The following is a 21,579-nucleotide window of genomic DNA, read 5'->3' on the forward strand; positions in this document are numbered from 1 at the left end:
CCCTGTAGCGCCCAACCGTAACCACGATGCGAAGCGAGTCGCTCTTGATCTGCTTTTGATCTTGATCTCAGGCGCCCCGTTAACCACGCTGGCCGAACGCAAGCGAGGTGCCGAGTGGTGGGGCAAGAGCCTTTTGGTTACTTTGGGGCTTTTCCAAAGTGACCCGCCGTCAGGGCGGAACCCTAAGTGGCCGTTACCGCAGAAACGGATATGTACCCGTTCCAATCCAACATCCTGGTCGGCCCTGAGGCCGCCATCGGGGGCAAGCCCCCTCCCACATTTGGATCTCGGAACGTCAGGTAGATACGCGTTAGCTCCCTCGCCAGAGGTGCGGTGTCGAACCAAAATTGTGTAGATACCTATGCCCCGATGAGGACCGGTCAGTGAGTACATCAGTGACTGATACACCGCCATCGGGGGCAAGCCCCCTCCCACATTTGGGTCTCGGAACGTCAGTTGGACCTGCCTAGTCCTGATTGAGCCCGACGCGATACAACACTCCATCCTCTTCATCCGTCAGCACATACAGATAGCCATCCGGCCCCTGCCGCACGTCGCGAATGCGCGCTTTCAAATCCCCCAGCAAACGCTCCTCATGCACAACCTTGTCACCGTCGAACTGCAACCGAATCAGCTCCTGGCTGGCCAATGCACCGATAAACAGGTTGTGCTGCCAGGCCTTGAACCGGTCGGCATCGTAGAACGCCATGCCACTGATCCCCGGTGACTTCTCCCATACATGATGCGGCGCCACGGTACCTTCGGCGGTCTTGCCCTTGGCCTCGGGAATCGGCGTGAGGGAGTAGTTGATGCCATGCGTCGCCAACGGCCAACCGTAATTCTTGCCACGCTCGATGATGTTGACTTCATCGCCACCCCGTGGCCCGTGTTCGTTTTCCCAGATCGTCCCGCTCCACGGGTTCAGCGCCAGGCCCTGTGGGTTGCGCTGGCCGAAGGACCAGATTTCAGGACGTACCCCGGGCTGGCCGACAAATGGGTTGTCGTCGGGCACGCGGCCGTCCGGGTAGATGCGCACAACCTTGCCTTGCAGTTTGTCCAGATCTTGGGCGGTGGGCCGGTCGTTGTTTTCGCCCAGGGTCACGAACAGGTAACCGTCACGGTCAAACGCCAGGCGCGAGCCGAAGTGGTTGCCGGTGGACAGCTTGGGCTCCTGGCGCAGGATCACCGTAAAGTCCTTCAAGCCACTCAAGTCATCGGCCAGGCGCCCTCGCCCCACGGCGGTTCCGGCCTTGCCATCCTTGCCGCCCCCTTCGGCGTACGACAGATAGACCAGGCGGTCTTGCTTGAAATCAGGCGACAGCACCACGTCCAGCAAACCGCCCTGCCCCTTGGCCCACACCTGCGGCACGCCGGTCAACGGCGCGGAAAGCTTGCCGTCCTGGCTGACAAAACGCAGCTGGCCGGGAAGCTCGGTCACCAGAAAGCCTTGCCTGTCCGGCAGGAACGCGACCGCCCAGGGATGATGCAGGGCCTTGGCCAATGGCGTTGCGGTGATGCTGCCTTGCTCACTGGGAAACTGTCGGGCCTCGGCAGCCTGGACTGCGGCCAATGGCAGCAGCGTGGTTGCGCACAGAGCGGCTAGCAGGGTTTTGCGTAAAAACATAAGACGAATCCTTACCGGCGATTGCCGTTGGCATCATAGGTGGGCGCTTTGGGTTCGGTGGTTGGGCGACTGGGCACGGTGTCGCGCCTGGGGTAGCTATTGCCGATTCCGCCGTTTTCCAGCGTAGGCCGAGGGTTGCTCGGGGCCGTCTGGATACCGCGCACGGCCGGCGCGTTGGGCTGGGTGCCCTGCATGCTGTTGGGGTTTGCCCGATGGATGGGGCTGTTGTTGGAATCGGAGCGACCCGGCAGGTTTTGCGCCTGGGTCAAGGGGGCCAGGACCAGGCCCAACGCCAGCACTGCCAGGTAACGCACACAACTGTTCATGACGCTGCCTCTCTCTATGTCGAGTAGCTCTATGCCGAGTAGTACGTGCTTTCGATAACACGCTACGCCAGGGGTTCGGCTGGCGACATTAAATTGTTTCTCATCAGGTGTAACAGGATCTGTCCGAGCATCCGTTTGCCGAAACTTTTGCCCAGCCCCACGAGTCACCAGAACACAGGCTTATCTTTGTAAGGAGAGGTATCTATGCCCCGGGCAATCTGGAAAGGCGCCATCAGTTTCGGTCTGGTTCACATCCCGGTATCGCTGGTTTCGGCCACGTCTTCCCAAGGCGTTGATTTTGACTGGCTGGATAAACGCAGCATGGACCCGGTGGGCTACAAGCGCATCAACAAGGCGACCGGAAAGGAGATCAACAAGGAGAATATCGTCAAGGGTGTGGCCTATGAAAAGGGCCGCTACGTGGTGCTCAGCGAAGAAGAAATCCGCTCGGCCCACCCGAAATCGACCCAGACCATCGAAATCATCGCCTTTGTCGCCAGCGACCAGATTCCCCTGCAGAACATCGACACGCCCTACTTCCTGGCGCCAGATAAACGCGGCGGCAAGGTCTACGCGCTGCTGCGCGAAACCCTGAAAAAAACCGGCAAAGTTGCCCTGGCCAACGTGGTGCTGCACACCAAGCAGCACCTGGCCGCGCTGATGCCGCTGGAATCGGCCCTGGTGCTCGTCATGCTGCGCTGGCCCGCCGAGGTGCGCAGCCTGGATGAGCTGGAACTGGGCAGCGATGTGACCAAGCCGACCCTGGCCAAGGGTGAGCTGGACATGGCCAAGCGTCTGGTGGAAGACATGAGCGCAGACTGGCAACCCGATGAATACCGCGACAGCTTCCAGGAAAAGATCATGGCGCTGGTGGAGAAAAAGGCCAAGGCCGGCAAGATCGAGGACGTCGAATCCACCGAAGGCAGCGAAGAGCGCAAATCCGCCGATGTGATCGATCTGACCGAATTGCTCAAGCGCAGCCTGGCAGGTAAACCTGCGGCGAAAAAAACCGCGGCGAAGAAATCCAACAAAAAGGCCTCTTGAGCCTGCCATTGCCTGGAGAACGACATGGCAAAGCCCCTGAGCGAGTACAACCGCAAACGCGACTTCGGAATCACCGCCGAGCCGGCTGGCAATTCGCCGGCCGGCAAGCGCAAGGCTTCAGCCCTGAGTTTTGTGATCCAGAAGCATGATGCGCGCAACCTGCACTATGACTTTCGCCTGGAACTGGACGGCGTGCTGTTGAGCTGGGCCGTGCCCAAGGGCCCGAGCCTGGACCCGAGCCAGAAACGCCTGGCGGTCCACGTCGAAGACCATCCCCTCAGTTATGGCGGCTTCGAAGGCAGTATTCCCGCCGGCCAATATGGCGCCGGGGATGTCATCGTGTGGGACCGCGGCATCTGGCAACCCCATGACGACCCACACAAAGCCTACGCGGCCGGCAAACTGAAATTCAGCCTGGTCGGTGAGAAACTCACGGGCGACTGGACTCTGGTGCGCACCCGCCTCAAAGGCAGCGGCGACAAGGAACAGTGGCTGCTGATCAAGGAAAAAGACCAGCAGGCGCGTCCCTCGGCTGAGTACGATATCGTCGAGGCCCAACCCGCCAGCGTGCTCAGCGATGCTGTGGTCGGCAAACCCAAGGCCAAGCCTGAAGCCAAGGCAAAAACCAAAGCGGCACCGAAGGCGAGCACGCGCAAGCAGGCGGCCGCTGTGCCCGAAGCGTTCTCCCCGCAATTGGCAACGTTGGTCGATCGGGCACCCGAAGGTGACTGGCATTACGAGATCAAATTCGACGGTTACCGCATCCTGGCGCGCATCCGTGACGGTGAGGTACGCCTGTTCACCCGCAACGGCCACGACTGGACCGATCGTCTGCCGCGCCAGGCCAAAGCCTTGCAAGCGCTCAAGCTCAAGGACAGTTGGCTGGATGGTGAGGTGGTCAGCCTCAATGGCGACGGCTTGCCGGATTTCCAGGCATTGCAGAATGCCTTCGACATCGGCCGCAGCCTCGACATCGTTTATTACCTGTTCGATGCGCCGTTTCTTGATGGCCTTGATCAGCGCGAAGAGCCGGTCGAAGCGCGTCGTGCTGCGCTCAAATCCGCCCTGGCCGGGAGCAAAAGCAAGCTGCTGCGCTTCTCCGAAGCCTTCGCCGCCAACCACCGCGACATTTTCGAGAGCGCCTGTGACCTGGCCTTGGAGGGTGTAATCGGCAAGCGTGCCGGCAGCCCTTATGTGTCCAGCCGCAGCGCCGACTGGATCAAGCTCAAATGCCGCCTGCGCCAGGAGTTCGTGATTGTCGGTTACACCCGCCCCCAGGGCTCGCGCACCGGGTTTGGCGCGCTGCTCCTGGCGGTCAACGACGACACCGGGCTGGTGTACGCGGGACGCGTGGGCACCGGCTTCGACCAGGCGTCGCTCAAAGCCATCTATGCCAAGCTCACCGCGCTTGAGCGCAAGGACTCGCCGCTGCAGAAGCCGTTGACCAGCGCCCAGGCGCGCGGCGTGCACTGGGTCGAGCCGAGCCTGGTCGGTGAAGTGCAATTTGCCGAGTGGACCCGTGAAGGCGTGGTGCGCCAGGCTGCCTTTGTGGGCATGCGTACCGATAAGCCCGCTGCGCAGATCATTCATGAACAGCCGCGTACGGCCAAATCGGTGAAGACGCCAAAGGCGAAAAAAACCGTGAAGGAGGTGAAAACCGTGAAGTCCATGAAAATCACCCACCCTGATCGCGTCATCGACAAACAGAGCGGCACGCAGAAACAGGAACTGGCGCAGTTCTACGCCGAGATCAGCGCATCGATCCTGCCCTTCCTGCGCAACCGGCCTGTCTCGCTGCTCAGGGCGCCGGAGGGCATCGAAGGCGAACAGTTCTTCCAGAAGCACTCCGAACGCATGGCCATCCCGCACATCAAGCAATTGGACCAGGCACTGGACCCCGGCCATGCCCGCCTGATGGAAATCGACAGCGCCGACGCACTGATCGGCGCGGTGCAGATGGGCACGGTTGAGCTGCACACCTGGGGCGCAACCACGGACAAGATCGAAACCCCCGACCTGTTCGTCCTTGACCTTGACCCGGACCCCGCCCTGCCCTGGAAATCCATGCTGGAGGCTGCGCAGTTGACCTTGTCGGTATTGGATGAAATAGGCTTGCAGGCCTTCGTCAAAACCAGCGGGGGCAAAGGCTTGCACCTGATCGTACCGCTGGCGCGACGCGATCATTGGGACACCGTCAAAGCCTTCGCCAAGGCGATCGCCCAATTTATGACCCAGCAACTGCCGGAGCGCTTTACCGCCACCAGCGGCCCGAAGAACCGCGTGGGCAAAATCTTCATCGATTATCTGCGCAACGCCCGGGGCGCCAGTACGGTGGCGGCATATTCCGTGCGGGCACGGCCTGGCCTGCCGGTGTCGGTACCGATCAGTCGGGATGAATTGAGTGGCTTGCGCAGCGCCCAACAGTGGACGGTGGCCAACCTGCACGAACGGTTGCGGGACTTGAAAGACGACCCTTGGGCCGGCTACGCCAATCGGCAGAAGATCAGCAAACAGATGTGGGACAAGCTGGGCGCGAAGCCACCGAAGTGATTCGCGCCCCGAGTGCAGGTCAGATAAGGATAAAGATCAACGCAAGACCGGCGAAGATCGCCCACTTTTCCAGATAATAGCGCGTGCGATTGCGCTTCTTGAGTTCCTTGCCGCGCAACCGGATCTTGTACAGACGAGTGAAAGCCCGGTTGAGGGCGCCGGTCTTGTCGCCTTCGTCATTGGGTGAGCCCGCCGACGCCATCACATTGCGGCTGAACCAGCGGTTGAAGGCGGCTGCCCAGCGGTATTTCATCGGCCGTTCGATGTCGCAGAACAGAATGAGGCGGTTATGCGTCGTGGTGTTCTGCGCGTAGTGAATGTAGGTCTCGTCGAACATCACCGGTTCGCCGTCGCGCCAGTAATAACTCTCACCGTCCACATTGATAAAGCAACCAGGATCGTTGGGGGTGTCCAGTCCCAAGTGGTAGCGATAGGAGCCCGCGTACGGGTCGCGGTGACGCACCAGTTTGGAGCCCGGCGGCAGCTCGGCGAACATCGCGGCCTTGATTGAGCCGATGCTTTGCACCAGTTCGGTGGTGCGTGGGCACAGCTTCATCGCCGAGGGATGACTGTCGCCGTACCACTTCAGGTAGAAACGCTTCCAGCCGGACTTGAAGAACGAGTTGAAACCCACATCGTTGTGCTGCTGCGACCGCTTGATCTCCCCGGCCCGCATCAGGTTCTGGCCTTCCTGGCGGATCTCTTCCCAGTGCTCCTGCAAGGGACTCAGGTCGGGAAAATCGCTGGTCGACAGAAACGGGCGGCTGGGTTGCCTGGAAAACAGATAGAGGAAGCAGTTGATTGGCGCCAGGAACGTCGAGTGATCGCTAAGCTGGCGGCCCAGCTTGTGTCGCACCCGCCCGCGCAGATGTACATACGCGATGGAGGCAACGTAGAGAGCAACAATGATGAGCTTCAAGGGATTCGTCACACGTCAGGGAGAAAACAGGCTGCTCCTGCGCGCCCACAACGGCCGAGGATGGATAAGCAGCACCTGAAATCACAATTCACATACAGGTGACACGACCGACCAGGCGACGTGTGACCATTAGCGTTTATTTAGCCATACTTTGTAACCAAAGGTTAACTAAGAATTGTGAAAAGCTGTCTACCGAGTGTGCTGGGGGGATGCGCAGGCGGGCCTCGGGACCCGCCCACTGGAGGGCAGTGCCAAGGCTTACAATTGATCGTCCTTACGCTCATGGCGGGAAAAACTGCTGTCTTCCAATGCCGAATAAGGCACAGCCTGGCGCCGTGTCAGCACCAGGTGACGGATCAACGCGACCATCATTCCGAGCAGCAGCCCGCCGATCAGGCTCAACCCGATTACCAGGGCTTTTTTCGGTTTGATCGGAGACAGTGGCTCCTGGGCGCGGCGGTCGATCGTCACCAGCTTCAGGTTGCTCATGTCGATGTTCAAACCACGCAGCCTGGCGACTTCGGCGCGCAGTGGCTCTACATCCTGCAGGAAAATATCTTCATTGCCGCGCTTGCGCAGCACTTCAACTTCCCGGTTGGCTTCCAACAGCTGAAGTTCCTTGCCGATTTCGGCAATCCGCGGGTTGGTGAAGTCATCGCTGGTGCGCTTTTGCAGCGCAGTGCGCTCGGCCTCCAGCGCCTCGGTACCCATGAAGTACAGCGGAATCTTCTGGTTGTTGACCTCAGTGCGCATCACCTGGCTTGAGCCGGTTCGCGTGGAGTCGGCCATGGAAGATGGCGTAGTCGGGGTGCGGATTCCCATGGACTGGGCGATGCCGATGGCTTCAGACAATTCCGCCAGACGGTTGGTACGCTCCATCTTCATCTGTAAGCGCAGGGCGCTGAGTTCATCCTGCAATTGGGCGCGCTTGAGGCGGTCAGCTTCGAGCAGCTTGGCGATCTTCGATTCCTTGTCGGTGTCGTAGTTGGCACGCGCCGCATCGATCTTGCCCTTGAGCTCATTCAAGCGGTTATTGACGATCACCTTGAGGTCGGCCCCCACTTGCTGGCGCTCTGCGGCAATGGCGTAGTCAACAAACCCGTTGAGAATCTTCACCCCGTCGACATCGGTCGGGTATTGCAATTCCAGGCGAATGTAGGTGCTCAGCGAGTCGGACTTCTTCGGGTCCGGGAGCACCAGATTGACCGAATTGCGATTGAAGTCTTCAAAACTCTGCTCCAGGGTTTGCCCTGGCTTCTTAAACGCCTTGAACAATTGCTCATGGTCCTTGAAGAAACCCAGACGCGCCTCGTAGGAGTCCAGTTGCGCGCCCACTTTGAGCAATGCATCGGCGGGCGGCAATTTATACACTTCGGAGCGGTTCAGTGCGTCCAGTTCGTTGATCGCCGCAGGCCGCAGTACGCTGCTGACCTCGTAGGTCTTGGGCGCCAGAAAGGCATACCCCACACCCAGGACCCCTGCCAGAACCGTGCAGCCTACGATCAGCTTTTTTTGCCGCCAGATAGCATTAAACAATTCAAACAGATCAATTTCATCAGACGCTACAGCAGGTGTAAGCGGGGAACTTCGATTCAAAATAAGAACACCTTAAATTAATACTAAAAGGCCATCACCTAGCGGAAGTCCTGGCTGCTTCAAGTCAGGGACAACGCCCTGAGCAAGCCGAACAATGGCAATCTGACCACCTAGTCTGACGAAAAATCCCACCGATTTAACGATTATTTCTGCTTTACGTCGATGCGTAGCCAGAAAGTTATTCTGATGTGGGACTATTCACACTACAAGCGTAGTCAATACAACATGAAAAAGCTGTCAAATGGCTGTCCCGTAAAGAAAAAACACTGCTATCTGCAGTGCGGTCACAGCGCCGATACAATTGCCTGCCCCACCTTTGAGCAAAAGGAAGTTGCATGTCACCCTCTTCAGTCATGGATTACCACGCCCTGCAAGGCGCCTGGGAGCAAATCGCCCTGGAAGACAATGGCGTACTCAACCCTGCCGATGCACATAGCGCGCCAGGTGCCATTACCACTATCAGCGCGGATAAATTTGAAGTCGTCACCGTCGAGGGGGAAATCTTGCTGACAGGCTGTTTTGTGCTGGATGCCGACACCATGCCCAAAAGCATTACCTGGGTAGACACCATCGGCGCGGATGCCGGCAAGTCGCTACCGGCCAGCTACCGCCTCGAAGGCGATCATTTCGTGTTCATCGCTGCCGATGAAGGCATGCCCCGGCCCACCGTATTCAGCACTGGCCCGGGGCAGACCATGCGCACCTTCGTGCGTCGGACATGAGCGGCCTGCTTATCCGGTTTGATCATGGCATTTTCACAAGGCCTTCACTTTCCGACCTATAGGGTAAGGCCTACCTACTCCAGTGAATCCCTTGGCCCGCCTCCGCTTGCGGGCTTTTTTTTGCGCCTGGAAAACCCAGGCAACCGCGAACTAACCACCCCAAGTGCAGGTCACTACCCCAACGCATGTCCAGCCCCCGGACTGCGCTCTGGAAGTTAGCATCGTGGCCCATCACTCAGACCTGCGCACTGCCTTGTCCCTGGACAGCCTGAATTTCTTCCTCGCGGATGTGCGCGACGGCCTGGGTCCGTACCTGGCGATCTACCTGCTGGCGGTACACCAGTGGAATCCGGCCAGTATCGGCGTGGTCATGACGCTCGCCGGCGTCGCCGGTCTGATCACCCAGGGCCCGGCGGGTGCGCTGATCGACCGTACCCGCAGCAAACGCGCAGTGATTGCGCTTGCCGCGCTGCTGGTGACGCTCAGTTGCCTGATGCTGCCGTTCGTCAGCTCGTTTGGCTGGGTGGCGCTGACCCAGGCCGCCAGCGCCATCGCCGCGTCGGTGTTCGCCCCGGCGATTTCTGCTATTTCCCTGGGCATCACCGGGCCGCGCGCGTTTACCCGGCGCACCGGACGCAACGAAACCTTCAATCACGCCGGCAACGCCGTAGCGGCATTGCTGGCCGGCGGCCTGGCCTATCTGTTCGGGCCGGTGGTGGTGTTCTACCTGATGGCGTTCATGGCCGTCGCCAGTGTCATCGCCGTGAGCTGCGTCCCGGCCAAGGCGATCGACCACGAGGTGGCCCGTGGCTTCGACCCGGCTCATCACGCCGACCACGAGCAACCCTCGGGCCTGAGCGCGCTGCTGGCCAACCGCCCGTTGCTGCTGTTCGCCATCTGCTGCGCGCTGTTTCACCTGGCCAATGCCGCGATGCTGCCGCTGGTCAGCCAGAAGCTGTCGCAGATCAACCTGCAGATGGCCACGCCGCTGACCTCGGCCTGCATCGTCGCCGCGCAGTTGGTGATGGTGCCAACCGCAATGCTGGTCGGGCTCAAGGCCGATCTCTGGGGGCGCAAGCCGCTGCTGCTGGCCGGTTTCATGATCCTGCCGCTGCGCGGCGTGCTCTACACCTTGTCCAACGACCCCTACTGGCTGGTTGCCGTGCAGATGCTCGATGGCATCGGCGCGGGCATTTTCGGCGCGCTGTTCCCGGTGATCGTCAAGGACCTGACCCAAGGCACCGGCCGCTTCAACGTCAGCCTCGGCGCGCTGTCGACCGTGTTTGGCCTGGGCGCGGCACTGAGCAGCAGCCTGGCCGGCTTCGTGGTGCAACTGGCCGGCTACAACGCCGCCTTCCTGACCCTGGCCGGGGTGGCCGCCGCCGCATTGCTGCTGCTGTGGCTGGCCATGCCGGAGACATTGGCTAAACCAACCTTCGCTGGCCATACAACTGTCGCCTGACATATGCGACAATGCGCGCCAAATTCCAACACACATCCCACATTTTGTGTTCAGCGACCGGGTTTCGCGCCTTGATGTCGCTGTTGACGCATGCCTGAAGGCACCTGCCGTCACGCTCGCAACCCATTGATAGGTAAAGTAATTGATCTCCACAGCTAACATCACCATGCGGTATGAAACGCATAATGGTGATTACTGGTGATCAGTGTTTACTGGGCCAAGTCGTCATCAGTAAGCAACAATAACGCACCGAAATGCACCCGTTGGTTCCAAGACTGGTCCCAACGGGTAAATTTAAGCTCATGCCGAAACTGCATAACCCCTCCTCCGGCGTCCTGCCGATCGATCTCCCAACTCCATAATTTGCCTGCTACGCTGTTCACTCCACGGAGGAACAACGATGTTGAATTCTGACCTGATCCCTTCCCTACTATCCAAACTCTACGAGAACCAACTCGCCCTCGAGGCCTCAATCATGGAACTGTCGAACTGGGTGGAGCAGCGAGGCTCCGCTGAAGTGGCAGACAACGTGCGCGGCGCCCTTTTCACGATCGGCGACAATGAAGAGTTCATCAAAATGTCTCTGGCTGTCCTTATGACGCAGGACTGAGCTCTACTTGCATGCCACCGTCCAGAGCTGGTCCAGTTTGGTGGTATAGCTCTGGCTCATCATCTCCCGACGCATCCCCCAGTCGGGGTTGGTCGGCACGCTGGCAGACCGAAGCGTACCTCTGCCCCACCGCTCGTTGATCTGATCAAGCACAGTCATTACACGGGTTGCCTCGGCCGCCTGCGATATCGCGAACAGATCGTCCGTGTATTCTCCTGGCTGACACAGGTTGAGCAGCATTACCTCGGCCTTGCTGTATTTGAAACCCGGCCGGAAAATCCTGTCGAGCGCATCGACAGCGGCTTTCGTAAGCAGTCGCACGTCATCGGTGGGGTACGGCATATCGACCACCACGCCGTTTGCATACTTTGCCTCCTCAGGGTTGAACATCCCGGTGCGAATGCAGACGCGGATCTTCTTGCAGAGAGAGTTCTGGGCGCGCAGCTTTTCGGATGCCCTCATCATGTAGGTGGCCACCGCTTCCTTGATGGGGGGTAGCTCGGTCAGGCGTCTTCCGAACATCCGACTGCAGCAAATTTCTTGCTTCGGCGGGTCTGGCTCGTCCAGTTCCAGGCAGGACGTACCGGCCAGTTCTCGGGCCGTCTTCTCGATCACAACGCTGAATTTTTTGCGTAGCGTCCAGGGATCTGCTTTGGCAAGGTCCATAGCTGACTTGATGCCCATCGCATCGAGGTGCAGTTTCATTTTTCGGCCCACACCCCACACTTCCGATACGTCAGTGTTGCGCAGCACCCAATCGCGCTTGACCGGATCGGTGATATTCACCACACCACCGGTCTGAGCCTGAAGCCGCTTTGCCGTGTGGTTGGCCAACTTGGCCAGCGTCTTGGTGTTCGCGATGCCGACACCAACAGGAATACCGGTGCCGCGCAAAACCTGTGCCCTGATCTGGCGCCCTAGGGCATCCAGCTCCGGTATACCCGTGAGGTCAGCGAACGCTTCATCGATGCTGTAAATCTCAACCGCGGGCACCAGGCTCTCAATCAGCGTCATCACGCGCTCGCTCATATCGCCGTAAAGCGCGTAGTTCGACGAGAAAGGCACGATGCCGTGCTGCTTGAGCTTGTGCTTGATTTGGAAGTACGGCTCGCCCATTTTGATAAATGGCTTGGCGTCATAACTCCTGGCGATCACGCAGCCATCGTTGTTGCTCAGCACGACGATTGGGGTTTTGGCTAGGTCGGGCCGGAATACCCGCTCGCAACTTGCATAGAAGCTGTTGCAATCGATAAGGGCAAAGACCGGCGGGTTAGACATGACTGCGCACGGTGCTGGTGATCACGCCCCAGATCGATAGCTCGTCACCTTCGAGGATGTAGCGCGCTGGGTACTTAGGGTTTTCTGACAGCAGGATAACCTCGGCCCCACGCTTGCACAGGCGCTTGCACATCGGGTCGTTATTGAGCAGGGCCACGACTATATGCCCGTGAGCTGGCTCAATAGAGCGGTCCACAACAGCCAGGTCGCCCTCGAAAATACCAGCGCCTTGCATGCTTTCACCGGTAATGGCGATCAAGTAAACGTGAGGCGCGCGGATATTTAGGACCTCATCCAATGAGATGTGCTGCTCGATATGGTCGGCTGCTGGTGATGGAAACCCAGCTGGCACCCGAAACGAGCAGAAAGGCAGCTTCGTGCCGCCTTCGGATATAGGGCCTAAAATGGTGAAGCTCATGATGCAGCCTTTTACACGAACTGTATGAATGTACAGTTAACTTTGCAGAAGGCTTGTGGTCAATTTTTCTGTAGGGGATTTCGACAGACGGAGCGGCGCCTATGTGCGGAAGGCTTTCACAATACAGCGGGATTCATGACTTCGTTGCGGCGCTAAGCATGCCCCATGCTCTGGCGAACGCCTTGGGCGACGAGCCGATAGAGCGATACAACGTGGCGCCGACGACCGCAGTTGCGCTGCTACATGTGCAAGACGACTTACTCCACGCCGACCCGGTGCGCTGGGGGTGGCGACCGCATTGGGCCAAGGACCGCGCCGCGCCGATCAACGCGCGTGTGGAAAAGGTCGCCCACGGCCCATTCTTTCGGGCGATCTGGCCGCACCGAGCAATCACGCCTATCGACAACTGGTTTGAGTGGGTGGATGAAGGAGGCCCCAAGAAGCAGCCCTACTTGATCCGCCGGCGGGATGGTGGACCGATATTCTGTGCTGCCATCGGCCAACTGCCGGATGCCGATGAAGGCCCAGGCGAGCATGACGGTTTTGTGATCATCACCGCGGACAGCGCCGGGGGCATGGTGGACATTCACGACCGACGGCCCATAGTGCTGACGGCTGACCTCGCTTGGGAATGGCTGAATCCTGCCACGCCTAAAGAGCGCGCCGAACAGATGGTGTTGCACCAAGGCGAGCCGACTGAGGTGTTTGAGTGGTTCAAGGTTGACACAGCCGTTGGTAACGTCAGAAACAAAGGCAGCGAACTGATAGTGCCTATCGCCTAGCTTTAGGAGAAATACCAAATCACAGATATGACGGCGACCACCCAGCCAAGGGTGAGCAGAAATGAAAGGCCTGCGAGCCGCTTATCCATGATGCCCTGTCTAAACCCCCGATGATCGCGATACTAACGTGCCGTGAAAGAGTAGTTCAGCGCGATCAGCGCGCAATGGCCTTGACATATGCCTGGCACGCACGCAAAGCAATTATGGCGTTGTCTCCGTCATCGGTGATGGCGACAATTCGTTGCGCATGCGCTGGGTCAAGTTGGGCTCGACGGGCTGCATGAACCACGCAGGCGGCGCCGGGGGTGGCAGGCACGTCGCAGCGACTGGCTGTGTCCGTGGCATCGAGGAGGACTGACAGCCGGACATCAGCAGTGGCAAGGCGATCGCGCAGAGCAGCTTGGTTACGTTGGGCATTGGATAGTTCCTGAGCGTGTTGTTGGTCCTGTACCGCGATCTGCTGCTCGGTGGCCAGGCGCTTTTCCTGTTCAGCGTTCTGCTGCCGCCAAGCCTCATTGGTGATGGCGTCGAGCTGCCCCTGGTGTGCGGCGCTCCGCGCGGATAGCTGTTCAGACAGCTGTTTGCCCAGGCGCCAGTTCTGAACCTGCCAGGTAACGCCGGCGGCGGCGGCCATCAGGACCAGGATCAGAACGACCAGGCCGGCCAGCTTCTGCACCGGCGTCATGCCAGCACCTTCAGCGCTTTTTCATAGAGCGCCTGGCGGTCGTCCTGTCCGGTGAGCCCGCCATTGATGCGCTTGGTAATCTTCTCGAACTGCCCCTGATCCGCCAGGGTGTTCAGGCCCTTGGTCGTCCAAAACCAGGCAGCTGACATGGCGGCGTGCTGCGGCATCTCCAGCAGCTCAGGCTTGTTGATCAGGTCCAGGCCCAGGGCTTCGCCGCACGCGGCATAATTCGCGCGCCCGGTGACCTGGATAAGGCCACGCCCGCGGTACTTGGACCCGTCCCCCTTCACGGTATTGCCCAGATCGGCACGACCTTCGTACCCGGCCTGCTGCTTCGTTGGCCCCCAAATCTCCCGCACATATCGCAACTGGCCCGACTCATGCCCGACCTGGGCGATGAATGCGGCGATGCGCAGCGGGGTCACGATCGCGTGCCGGCCCATGGCCGTATTCAGCACAGGAACAAAAACGCCGGCATTGCGGCCGGCGGTCGGGAGTATCTGCAGCAACTGCTGCTCGGTGATAGGCATGGCTTTCTCCAGGCGAAAAAAAACCGCACAAGGCGGGTGGTGGTCTGCTCCAGGGTTTACGCGGGGACGTGCGGCCACTCAATCGTTTGAGGGTAATCCGCTTGGTCGGGAACCCGGCTGAGCGCCACGCGGTATTTCTTCCACGCATTCAGTGCGGCCAGGTCGGCATCGGTGGCTTCGTCGACATCAACCGCATCCTGGAGGGGCACGATCGCGTAGTCGGCGGCGGAGCGTAAGCGGGCGATTTCTTCCTGGGCAACTTCCAGAGGACCAGCTGACGGCGGGGGCATTTCGGGCATCTCCTGAACGGGCAAGGCCTCGACCGCCACATGAAGGGTAATGCTGTGTTCCAGATCAGCAGGCTCGCCGTCCTTGGCAATGCTGACCGCCAGCACCCCGTCGTGGTAGCTGATCGCGACCGAGCAGGCCGCATCGATCTGGTTCACGACGTAGCCCCAACCTTCAGGGGCCGGCGCCATCCCAAGCGTGCCGTAGACCAGGTACTGCCCTGGGCCTGGGTGTTCCGTGGCGATGGTGTCCACGCCCAGTGACGTGATGTCGATGACAGCGCCGGTAGCTCCGAGGATATTTACTGCTGCGCGAGTTTTCATTTAGATCGCCTTCAGTGTGCCGTCAGCGGCGCGAGTGGTGTTTGAGGTGCTATAGAACTTCGCCCACGGCGACCAACCGGCGGAACCTGTCAGCCGGCACATCATCAGCTCGGTCGCAGCATAATCAATAGCCAACAGCGCGCCGTAGTTGTAAGTGCCGTCATTGGTTGCCGAAAAATGCTGCAAGACGCCATAACCGGAACCAAAAGGCGGCCTGCCTGCCGTATCGGCCGAGTAACGGGAAATGCCCGTCTGCGCCACCTGGCTGCCAAGTACGTCCGTGCGCAACGTCAGCCCAGGCGAATATGTAACCCCAAGCCCAAACGCACCAACACTCATGACATTCCCGGGATCAGTGCCTATGTTTGCGTTTGAGGCGGTCCCCAGCTGTGCATTACGCGCGTACAGCTCCGTCGTCATTGCATTGATTTTCACAGCAGTGCTGCGTGTTGTGTCGCCACCAAAACCCGTTGGCGCTGTACCAATGTTTATATCTTGCCTTGCCATGCTTCCTCCACTAACTTATTTGCTTTGCAAATAACACAGGCAAAAATAAATTATTGCCATTAAAATCGCCTATGTTTTGCAAAAGTATGCTTATCGTATTTGTAGAATAATTCCACGAACATGACAGTTTTGAGAAAGTTGTGCTTCCCGGGATATCCATTGCAATATTATTGATCAGCATGTAGTCGCCACTATTGAGCGGCGCAGATGCCGACCAGTGGAAGGACCATCTGCCCACCGATGTATTAACTGCCCCATTAAATGTCCATGAGGTAATCACCGTCGTGAACTGAGCGCATGGCGTACCACTGTCAAACAGTAGCTTCGTGCCGCCATCCCACAAACGCATCCCGTAGGTTTCAGTCGGCTTCGATGCATATGCGGCGAGAAAGTAGGATCCTGACACGTCTTGGCTGTTTGTGTTTGACCAGCCCGTCCAGTTGCCTGGATCTCCAAGAATACGCACCCATTGGAATACTCCGTTAGAATCAGGCCTTGCAAATATCAGGGGTGGTTCTTGGGATGTTATAGGCGAAGGGAAAATTGCCCCATATCTGGTGTATCTACCCGAAGACAGGACAACAAGCCTTGAAAACTCAGAGTCGAGCGTGACTACGTCCGATGTATTCGTGAAAGACATCCCGTATCCAGCCATTACCTGTACCTCAACACAAGAAGCCTTTGCGTCGAAACGCCAACGCGTCCCTGCGGTACATTCCTATTTCTTGACCAAACAGTTACTCCGCCGTCGTGAACCTGAGCATCAAACTGCGCTACCCGAGCGTCTTGGCTACCAGAGTCATTTTGCCATGATCCATTGTTCGGCAAACAAATAGCGATGCACTTTGCCATTGTCACCCCCGGGATTGAAATGAATGTATTGGTTTGCTCAAGAGCAATAAGAGCGGAATAAATAACCCTTACCGTAAATGAGTTTTCATCAAGTTGAAGGGCGCCATTGGCGCCCCATATCCTTACTCCACTACTCATTCGGAGAGATCTCCTATTTGCACGCGCTTGACACCGTTCACATCGAAGAAGCGCAACGAGCGATTTGTCATGATCGAGCGGCCCTGGCCAGGCACTAAACCGTTAATTTCGAAAGTTCCGTCCTTGTTGAGAATCCATCCCTGCTGGCCTGCGATATAGTTGGTCGAGCTGATGTAAGCCCCGATCTTCGCGTTCGTGATCGTGCCGTCCTGAATGAAAGCGGCCTGGATGAAGGTCTGTCCGCCTGTCACCGCAAACGGCACGGTTCCGGCCTGGCCAATAGCGAAACGGTCAGCATCGATAATGAACTGCGTCTGCAGGCCGCCCGGCCCGTTCTCCAGCCCAAGGCCAATGCCGGCGTACTTGTAAAGCCCGGTTGCGGTCTCGTACTGCATTCGCACCGACCAGTTCGCCGTCACCTTGCCGTTGACCGTCTGGATTGCCGTGCTGTTGGTTTGAATGGCGAGAGTATTACCGCCCACTGTCGACTGAACCGTATCGATACGCTGGCCAAGCGCCTGGTCAGCGCTCGTCCTTGCAACGATCTCGCTCTGCACTGCCGCCGCATTACTCGACGTCTGAGCCTTAACGGTGTCGATTCGGCTGGAAAGTGCGCCGTCAGCATTGATGCGAGCGGTCTGCTCAGATACGACCGAAGCGGCGTTGCTCGCCACCTTCACCTCAACCAAGTCCGTGCGCTGGCCCTGCACCATGTCGCCCTCGATCAGGGCGGACTGAGTGGACCAGACGCCGACATAGCTGGCCTCAGACCCCATCAAGGCACTGTCATCGCCTTGAAGCGGTGGGTTGACCTGCAGGTAGATACCGTCAACACGCTCTGCGGTCGTGGTGACCTTTCCGTTGAGCGTGGTCACCGTCGCCTTGAGCGTGCTTAACCCTGTCGCCGTAGCATTCACACCAGTCGTTGGATCGTTCACCGTGGCCTTGACGGTGCTCAGCTGCGAAGCCTGCGACGTTACCTCTAAGCCGATTTCGGTAATGCTGGCGCTGTTCTGCTGGATTTGCAGAGCCATCGCCCGGGTTGTCTCCGCAATGGTGCCCATGTTGAACCAGTAGTTGGCGCTGGGCGGCTGGATGTTCGCCGGTACCGGGGCGATTGCCTGGTACAGGTTCTGCCCCTGACGAACGATGTCACCCTTGAGGTAGGCCCTGTCCGGAACCCATTCCAGGGCATCGACAACCTGGTCGATCAATTGCTCCAGCTCTGCCTTGGTCGCTGCGATTCTTCCATTGACCGAGCCGGGGCCGTTGCCGTCGATCAGGTTGATCCGCGCGTTGAGCAATTGCCCCAGCGAGGTTTCATCAATCTGACCTTTGATTTGCTCGAGGATGGCCCCGGCGTCCGAACTGGATTGCCCCATGACTCCATTCACCACCGGGTAGAACGGCCCGATGTTGCCGGTACGATCCACCAGGCGCGCCCAGAAGAACAGGGTTGCGCCTGCGAGCAGGGACTGCATCCGGTAATCGGCCTGCGGATATGCCAGGTCGGCCAGTTTGGTCGCCGCCGCGAGGTTGTTCGCCGGGCCATACCACAGCTCGGTTCGCTGAGTATCCTCGGCACCAGCTGGGAAACCCCACTTGATGCCGATCCCGAACAGTTCGCTTTTGGTGTTCAGGAACGACACCGCCGGCGGCAAACCGGTTTTGCCTTGCAGGTTCGTCAGGATCGAGTTTTTCCAAACCGACGAGATGTCGAAGGCGCTCACTGCGCGTACGCGGGCTAAGTAGGCCCCCGAATAGATACCGGTGACATCAACGCTCGTCGAGCCGGTGCGCTGGACCCGGATCCAGTTCCCGCTGTCTTTGCGCCACTCCACGTCATACGCGACGGCGCCGGCGACGGACTGCCACGAGATGTTCATGGTGCTGATGGCGATGCCCTGATTCACCGAGTAGCTCGATGTCAGTGTGACGCTGGCCGGTGCTGGTACCACCGTGATCGGAATCACGCTGATCGGGCGCTCTTCCAGACGCGCGCCGGTGTCGATGTGAGCAAACTTGCTCGGATCGTACTGAACTGCCGAGATCTCGAACACACCGGGTTCTGGCCGGGCCACGCTCACCACGCGGTAGAGCGGAATGGCCAGGTCGTCAGCATCCAGCGCCCACACCAGCTCACGCTCAGGCGGCACGGAATAGGCGACGGTCACGGTGACCTGCCGCCCACTGACCAACTGCACGGTGCGCCCTTCACACTTGCCGTCAGGCAGATTGAGGATTAACCGGTCGCCGGGCTTGGCCTGTGTGTCGCGGTCCAAGGTGATGACTTTGCCGTTCACTGCCGAGATGCGCCCGCCCACCGGCCGACCGGCCAGGAGCTCGTCAGCGATCGGGATCACGTAGCCAGGCAGCGGAATGCGCCCGTCCAAGCCTACCTTGAAGGTGACGGCCCGATCCTTGGAGTTGGTGAGCAACGCCCACTTGCCGCGGCGCTGAGCCTCGGATTCGCGGGTGCAACCGATGGCACTTATCTCCAGCGGGTTGTCGCCGTAGCGCCGCTGCAGCTTGGCATCGGTTACAGCTGTGACGTCGGTGTCGAAGTTGTTCAGCGGGTTGTCGTAGCTGATCAGCGCCCGGGTGTACCGGGTGCGCTCCGACGCGCTGGAGTAGGTAAATTTGCCATCGATGACGTTTGCCCTTGTGTAGGCAAAGTCGAAGTCGGCCGCGCGCGGCATATCCGCCAGCGTGAATACCTGGCCCTGAGCCCAGTAGGTCATGCCACGGTAGATGGTCGAAATATCCTGAAGCAGCGACCAGGCGTCAGCCTTGCTTTGCAGGTTCAGGTTGCAAATGAAACGCGGCTCCTGCCCGCCCTTCCCGTCCGGCACCAACTGATCGCAGTACTGGGAAATCCGGTACAGCTCCCACTTATCCACCATCCACGGCTTGATACGACGGCCGAGGCCGAAGCGGTCAGCGGTGGTGATGTCGTAGGTCATCCAGACAGGGTTGTCGGTCCAGGCCTGCTTGAAGGTCCCGTCCCAGACGCCGCTGTAGGAGCGCGACACAGGTTCGTAGTTGCTCGGCACCTGCATCTTCTTCAGCTTGGTCTCGACTGTCACGGCCGGGATGCTGCGGAACTGCTCGGCAGAAAACTCGATGTAGAGTAGCGCAGTGTTCGGGTAGCGGATCTTCGCGTCGATCACCTCGGTAAACCCGGCGATCTGCATTGTGTCCGAGATTTTGTTGTTGTTCTGATTCAGAGTGATGCGGGTGATGCGCATCAGCCAGCCGGTCGTGGCTTTGGGTAAGTCGATACGGCGCGTGCGCTCGTACACGCTGGTGGTCTTCCCATCGACCGCCTCGCTCAGTATCTGCTGGTAGGCGCCGCCATCAGTGGCCAGCTCAACCTTGTATTCGATCCGGTACCCATTGATGTTGCCACCGGCGTCCACGGACTGGAGCGCCGGCCACGCGAAGCGTACGCGCACAGCGGAAAGCTGGGTGTTGTTGATCGCCCTAATCCACGGAGTGCCGCTGCGCAGCTCGGTGCTGATGGTGGTCTCGTTCTCGACCGATGGAATCCCCTGGATATAGGTCTGGTCCACGGCCCCAGTGCGCCATTCCCACTTCACGTTCGGGAAGTTCATGTTCCCTTGGGGGTCTTGCAGTGGGGTGTTGTCGAGGTAGATGTCCTTGGCGGTTGGCGTCCCTTCGAACTCGCCCTCCCCTACAGCGATCAGCATCTTGGCGATGGCGACAGAGCGCAGACTGTCCGGGGCTTCCGTCGGCGTTTTTGGTTTTTCTTCGCCGCCCTTAGCGCCGTGGATGTCGATCTTGCGTGCTGCGCCCATGCTTTTCTCCAGGCAATAAAAAACCGCGATATCGCGGCTTCGGTTAACCTCAAACTTTTCTGGCAAGGAGCCAATGTGATGAAGATCAAAAACGCTTTGGTGCTGGTAGCGGCGATATCAGCTACAGGCTGTGGGACTGTCAACACCACTTTCCGAGACGACACCGTCGCGAGCAATAAGCTGGCTCGTTGGAGTTCGAGCTGCGATTCGGTACCGAGAATCTATAGCGGTGCCGTTTTTGATTACTGCACACTCGATGCAGCGCCACGTCAGAGCACCGGCTTTGACGGACACCCGTCTGCGTCATTAATTTTGCTAGATATGGGGCTGTCTGGAATTGCAGACACCCTCATTTTGCCCTACACAATTTACCTACAGAGTAAGCACGGAGACATAGAAAAGGCGCGATTCGAGTAATCGCACACGCACTAACTTCAGGTGACAAGTAGCTTGCTCCGACCATTGCTACATATGGTCCTCGGCGTAAATGGCAGCGCTAATGATCGCCCCGCCGACACGGCGCTTGCCGTAGCACAGCGGAACCGGGTTACCGGATGCCGTGGTGTTCTTGGCACTGCCGAAGGCGTAGCCGGGGGTGTTCTCCGGCGCGGCGCTGGTCTTGAGTCCACCAGCCTGGGGGCTGAGCATTTGGATCACGCCGCCCAACGCCATCGATCCGCCCATCATTATCAGGGCGGAGCCGAAAGGAGCGCCCGCGCCGAAGGTGCCGCCGGTGATGACGAGACCAACAACGATAAGCACTGCCCCGATAATGGTTTGCAGCGCACCGCCGCGCTTACTGCCGGTGATAACGGGAGCAATGCGGATATCTCCAGCGCCCGCGAACCCAAGTTCTTTCTCGCCCAGGTTCGTTTTGCCTCGAAAAACCGCGAACTCAATACCCTTAGATTTGGCATTGGACAGAAACCGCTCGAAACCTGGAATTTGGACGCAAAGCGCTTTCACGGCCTCGGCCGGAGTACTCACAGCCATTCGGAAAGACCGTCCAAACTGTCGGAGCTGACCGTAGAGCAGGATTGTGGTCATGGGCTGATAATTGATGGCAAGTGCCGCCATTTGCTTTTCTCCAGGTAATAAAAAAGCCCG

At 59.0% G+C, this 21,579-nt stretch carries 20 protein-coding genes; 7 read left to right on the forward strand and 13 right to left on the reverse strand.

The features are described from left to right. Window positions 1-466: 466 nt before the first annotated feature. Complete coding sequence (locus MRY17_RS13350; protein WP_243352246.1) at window positions 467-1,624, reverse strand: PQQ-dependent sugar dehydrogenase; 1,158 nt, start codon at window positions 1,622-1,624, stop codon at window positions 467-469. An 11-nt stretch (window positions 1,625-1,635) separates the two neighbouring features. Further along, a complete protein-coding gene (locus MRY17_RS13355) occupies window positions 1,636-1,950 on the reverse strand; it encodes a hypothetical protein (RefSeq protein ID WP_181283625.1) in 315 nt (104 codons plus the stop codon). Window positions 1,951-2,154: 204 nt separating this feature from the next. Between MRY17_RS13355 and MRY17_RS13360 the strand changes: the two genes are divergently transcribed. Further along, window positions 2,155-2,994 (forward strand): Ku protein, encoded by an 840-nt coding sequence (locus MRY17_RS13360; protein WP_181283624.1) that lies wholly within the window; start codon window positions 2,155-2,157, stop codon window positions 2,992-2,994. Window positions 2,995-3,018: 24 nt separating this feature from the next. Then, window positions 3,019-5,544, forward strand: a complete 2,526-nt coding sequence (gene ligD, locus MRY17_RS13365; protein WP_243352247.1) for a DNA ligase D — start codon at window positions 3,019-3,021, stop codon at window positions 5,542-5,544. 19 nt (window positions 5,545-5,563) lie between these two features. Here ligD and lpxO read toward each other — a convergent pair whose 3' ends face one another. Both lpxO and MRY17_RS13375 read right to left on the reverse strand, forming a co-directional pair. Continuing rightward, the gene (gene lpxO / locus MRY17_RS13370) at window positions 5,564-6,463 is read right to left on the reverse strand and encodes a lipid A hydroxylase LpxO (protein WP_181283622.1); all 900 of its coding nucleotides are present in this window, start codon (window positions 6,461-6,463) and stop codon (window positions 5,564-5,566) included. Window positions 6,464-6,721: 258 nt separating this feature from the next. Continuing rightward, a complete protein-coding gene (locus tag MRY17_RS13375) occupies window positions 6,722-8,059 on the reverse strand; it encodes a Wzz/FepE/Etk N-terminal domain-containing protein (RefSeq protein ID WP_181283621.1) in 1,338 nt (445 codons plus the stop codon). A gap of 335 nt (window positions 8,060-8,394) precedes the next feature. On the opposite strand from MRY17_RS13375, the gene MRY17_RS13380 reads away from it, so the two are divergent. From MRY17_RS13380 to MRY17_RS13390, 3 genes are all read left to right on the forward strand, one after another. After that, on the forward strand, window positions 8,395-8,781 hold the full coding sequence (locus tag MRY17_RS13380; RefSeq protein WP_181283620.1) for a TIGR03067 domain-containing protein: 387 nt from the start codon (window positions 8,395-8,397) through the stop codon (window positions 8,779-8,781). A gap of 223 nt (window positions 8,782-9,004) precedes the next feature. Beyond that, a complete protein-coding gene (locus MRY17_RS13385) occupies window positions 9,005-10,243 on the forward strand; it encodes an MFS transporter (RefSeq protein ID WP_243352249.1) in 1,239 nt (412 codons plus the stop codon). A 400-nt stretch (window positions 10,244-10,643) separates the two neighbouring features. Beyond that, complete coding sequence (locus MRY17_RS13390; protein ID WP_104503051.1) at window positions 10,644-10,853, forward strand: hypothetical protein; 210 nt, start codon at window positions 10,644-10,646, stop codon at window positions 10,851-10,853. 3 nt (window positions 10,854-10,856) lie between these two features. Here the strand turns inward: MRY17_RS13390 and umuC are convergent, their stop codons facing one another. Further along, on the reverse strand, window positions 10,857-12,131 hold the full coding sequence (gene umuC / locus MRY17_RS13395) for a translesion error-prone DNA polymerase V subunit UmuC (RefSeq protein ID WP_243352251.1): 1,275 nt from the start codon (window positions 12,129-12,131) through the stop codon (window positions 10,857-10,859). Further along, the gene (locus MRY17_RS13400) at window positions 12,124-12,549 is read right to left on the reverse strand and encodes a LexA family protein (RefSeq protein ID WP_065936683.1); all 426 of its coding nucleotides are present in this window, start codon (window positions 12,547-12,549) and stop codon (window positions 12,124-12,126) included. Before MRY17_RS13400 ends, umuC begins: the two co-directional genes overlap by 8 nt. A 101-nt stretch (window positions 12,550-12,650) precedes the next feature. On the opposite strand from MRY17_RS13400, the gene MRY17_RS13405 reads away from it, so the two are divergent. Further along, window positions 12,651-13,331, forward strand: a complete 681-nt coding sequence (locus tag MRY17_RS13405) for an SOS response-associated peptidase family protein (protein ID WP_243352253.1) — start codon at window positions 12,651-12,653, stop codon at window positions 13,329-13,331. A 154-nt stretch (window positions 13,332-13,485) separates the two neighbouring features. On the opposite strand, the gene MRY17_RS13410 is transcribed toward MRY17_RS13405, so the two are convergent. From MRY17_RS13410 to gpJ, 6 genes are all read right to left on the reverse strand, one after another. Continuing rightward, window positions 13,486-14,016, reverse strand: coding sequence for a lysis system i-spanin subunit Rz (locus MRY17_RS13410; RefSeq protein WP_243352255.1), 531 nt, complete (start codon window positions 14,014-14,016; stop codon window positions 13,486-13,488). Continuing rightward, on the reverse strand, window positions 14,013-14,546 hold the full coding sequence (locus tag MRY17_RS13415) for a glycoside hydrolase family 19 protein (RefSeq protein WP_243352256.1): 534 nt from the start codon (window positions 14,544-14,546) through the stop codon (window positions 14,013-14,015). The genes MRY17_RS13410 and MRY17_RS13415 overlap by 4 nt, the downstream gene beginning before the upstream one ends. A gap of 56 nt (window positions 14,547-14,602) precedes the next feature. Next, window positions 14,603-15,157 carry a tail fiber assembly protein gene (locus MRY17_RS13420; RefSeq protein WP_243352258.1) on the reverse strand — a complete coding sequence of 185 codons (555 nt, stop codon included), beginning with the start codon at window positions 15,155-15,157 and terminating at the stop codon, window positions 14,603-14,605. After that, window positions 15,158-15,664 (reverse strand): hypothetical protein, encoded by a 507-nt coding sequence (locus tag MRY17_RS13425; protein ID WP_243352259.1) that lies wholly within the window; start codon window positions 15,662-15,664, stop codon window positions 15,158-15,160. It abuts the gene before it with no gap. 10 nt (window positions 15,665-15,674) lie between these two features. Then, on the reverse strand, window positions 15,675-16,130 hold the full coding sequence (locus tag MRY17_RS13430; protein ID WP_243352261.1) for a hypothetical protein: 456 nt from the start codon (window positions 16,128-16,130) through the stop codon (window positions 15,675-15,677). Between the two features lie 520 nt (window positions 16,131-16,650). Then, on the reverse strand, window positions 16,651-20,472 hold the full coding sequence (gene gpJ, locus MRY17_RS13435) for a TipJ family phage tail tip protein (RefSeq protein WP_243352262.1): 3,822 nt from the start codon (window positions 20,470-20,472) through the stop codon (window positions 16,651-16,653). A gap of 78 nt (window positions 20,473-20,550) precedes the next feature. On the opposite strand from gpJ, the gene MRY17_RS13440 reads away from it, so the two are divergent. Next, window positions 20,551-20,889 carry a YceK/YidQ family lipoprotein gene (locus tag MRY17_RS13440; RefSeq protein WP_162515433.1) on the forward strand — a complete coding sequence of 113 codons (339 nt, stop codon included), beginning with the start codon at window positions 20,551-20,553 and terminating at the stop codon, window positions 20,887-20,889. A gap of 48 nt (window positions 20,890-20,937) precedes the next feature. Here MRY17_RS13440 and MRY17_RS13445 read toward each other — a convergent pair whose 3' ends face one another. Next, window positions 20,938-21,549: a tail assembly protein gene (locus MRY17_RS13445; RefSeq protein WP_124358580.1), complete on the reverse strand. Its 612-nt coding sequence runs from the start codon at window positions 21,547-21,549 to the stop codon at window positions 20,938-20,940. Window positions 21,550-21,579 lie beyond the last annotated feature (30 nt).

The sequence above is a fragment of the Pseudomonas orientalis genome, assembly GCF_022807995.1.
In the GTDB taxonomy this organism is placed as follows: Bacteria; Pseudomonadota; Gammaproteobacteria; order Pseudomonadales; family Pseudomonadaceae; genus Aquipseudomonas; species Aquipseudomonas orientalis_B.

Excerpts from the sequence above, each read along its gene's own strand:
- MRY17_RS13350 (WP_243352246.1), bottom strand. The coding sequence starts at position 1,624 with ATGTTTTTACGCAAAACCCTGCTAGCCGCTCTGTGCGCAACCACGCTG.
- MRY17_RS13355 (WP_181283625.1), bottom strand. The coding sequence starts at position 1,950 with ATGAACAGTTGTGTGCGTTACCTGGCAGTGCTGGCGTTGGGCCTGGTC.
- MRY17_RS13360 (WP_181283624.1), top strand. The coding sequence starts at position 2,155 with ATGCCCCGGGCAATCTGGAAAGGCGCCATCAGTTTCGGTCTGGTTCAC.
- ligD (WP_243352247.1), top strand. The coding sequence starts at position 3,019 with ATGGCAAAGCCCCTGAGCGAGTACAACCGCAAACGCGACTTCGGAATC.
- MRY17_RS13380 (WP_181283620.1), top strand. The coding sequence starts at position 8,395 with ATGTCACCCTCTTCAGTCATGGATTACCACGCCCTGCAAGGCGCCTGG.
- MRY17_RS13390 (WP_104503051.1), top strand. The coding sequence starts at position 10,644 with ATGTTGAATTCTGACCTGATCCCTTCCCTACTATCCAAACTCTACGAG.
- umuC (WP_243352251.1), bottom strand. The coding sequence starts at position 12,131 with ATGTCTAACCCGCCGGTCTTTGCCCTTATCGATTGCAACAGCTTCTAT.
- MRY17_RS13400 (WP_065936683.1), bottom strand. The coding sequence starts at position 12,549 with ATGAGCTTCACCATTTTAGGCCCTATATCCGAAGGCGGCACGAAGCTG.
- MRY17_RS13405 (WP_243352253.1), top strand. The coding sequence starts at position 12,651 with ATGTGCGGAAGGCTTTCACAATACAGCGGGATTCATGACTTCGTTGCG.
- MRY17_RS13410 (WP_243352255.1), bottom strand. The coding sequence starts at position 14,016 with ATGACGCCGGTGCAGAAGCTGGCCGGCCTGGTCGTTCTGATCCTGGTC.
- MRY17_RS13415 (WP_243352256.1), bottom strand. The coding sequence starts at position 14,546 with ATGCCTATCACCGAGCAGCAGTTGCTGCAGATACTCCCGACCGCCGGC.
- MRY17_RS13420 (WP_243352258.1), bottom strand. The coding sequence starts at position 15,157 with ATGAAAACTCGCGCAGCAGTAAATATCCTCGGAGCTACCGGCGCTGTC.
- MRY17_RS13425 (WP_243352259.1), bottom strand. The coding sequence starts at position 15,664 with ATGGCAAGGCAAGATATAAACATTGGTACAGCGCCAACGGGTTTTGGT.
- gpJ (WP_243352262.1), bottom strand. The coding sequence starts at position 20,472 with ATGGGCGCAGCACGCAAGATCGACATCCACGGCGCTAAGGGCGGCGAA.
- MRY17_RS13440 (WP_162515433.1), top strand. The coding sequence starts at position 20,551 with ATGAAGATCAAAAACGCTTTGGTGCTGGTAGCGGCGATATCAGCTACA.
- MRY17_RS13445 (WP_124358580.1), bottom strand. The coding sequence starts at position 21,549 with ATGGCGGCACTTGCCATCAATTATCAGCCCATGACCACAATCCTGCTC.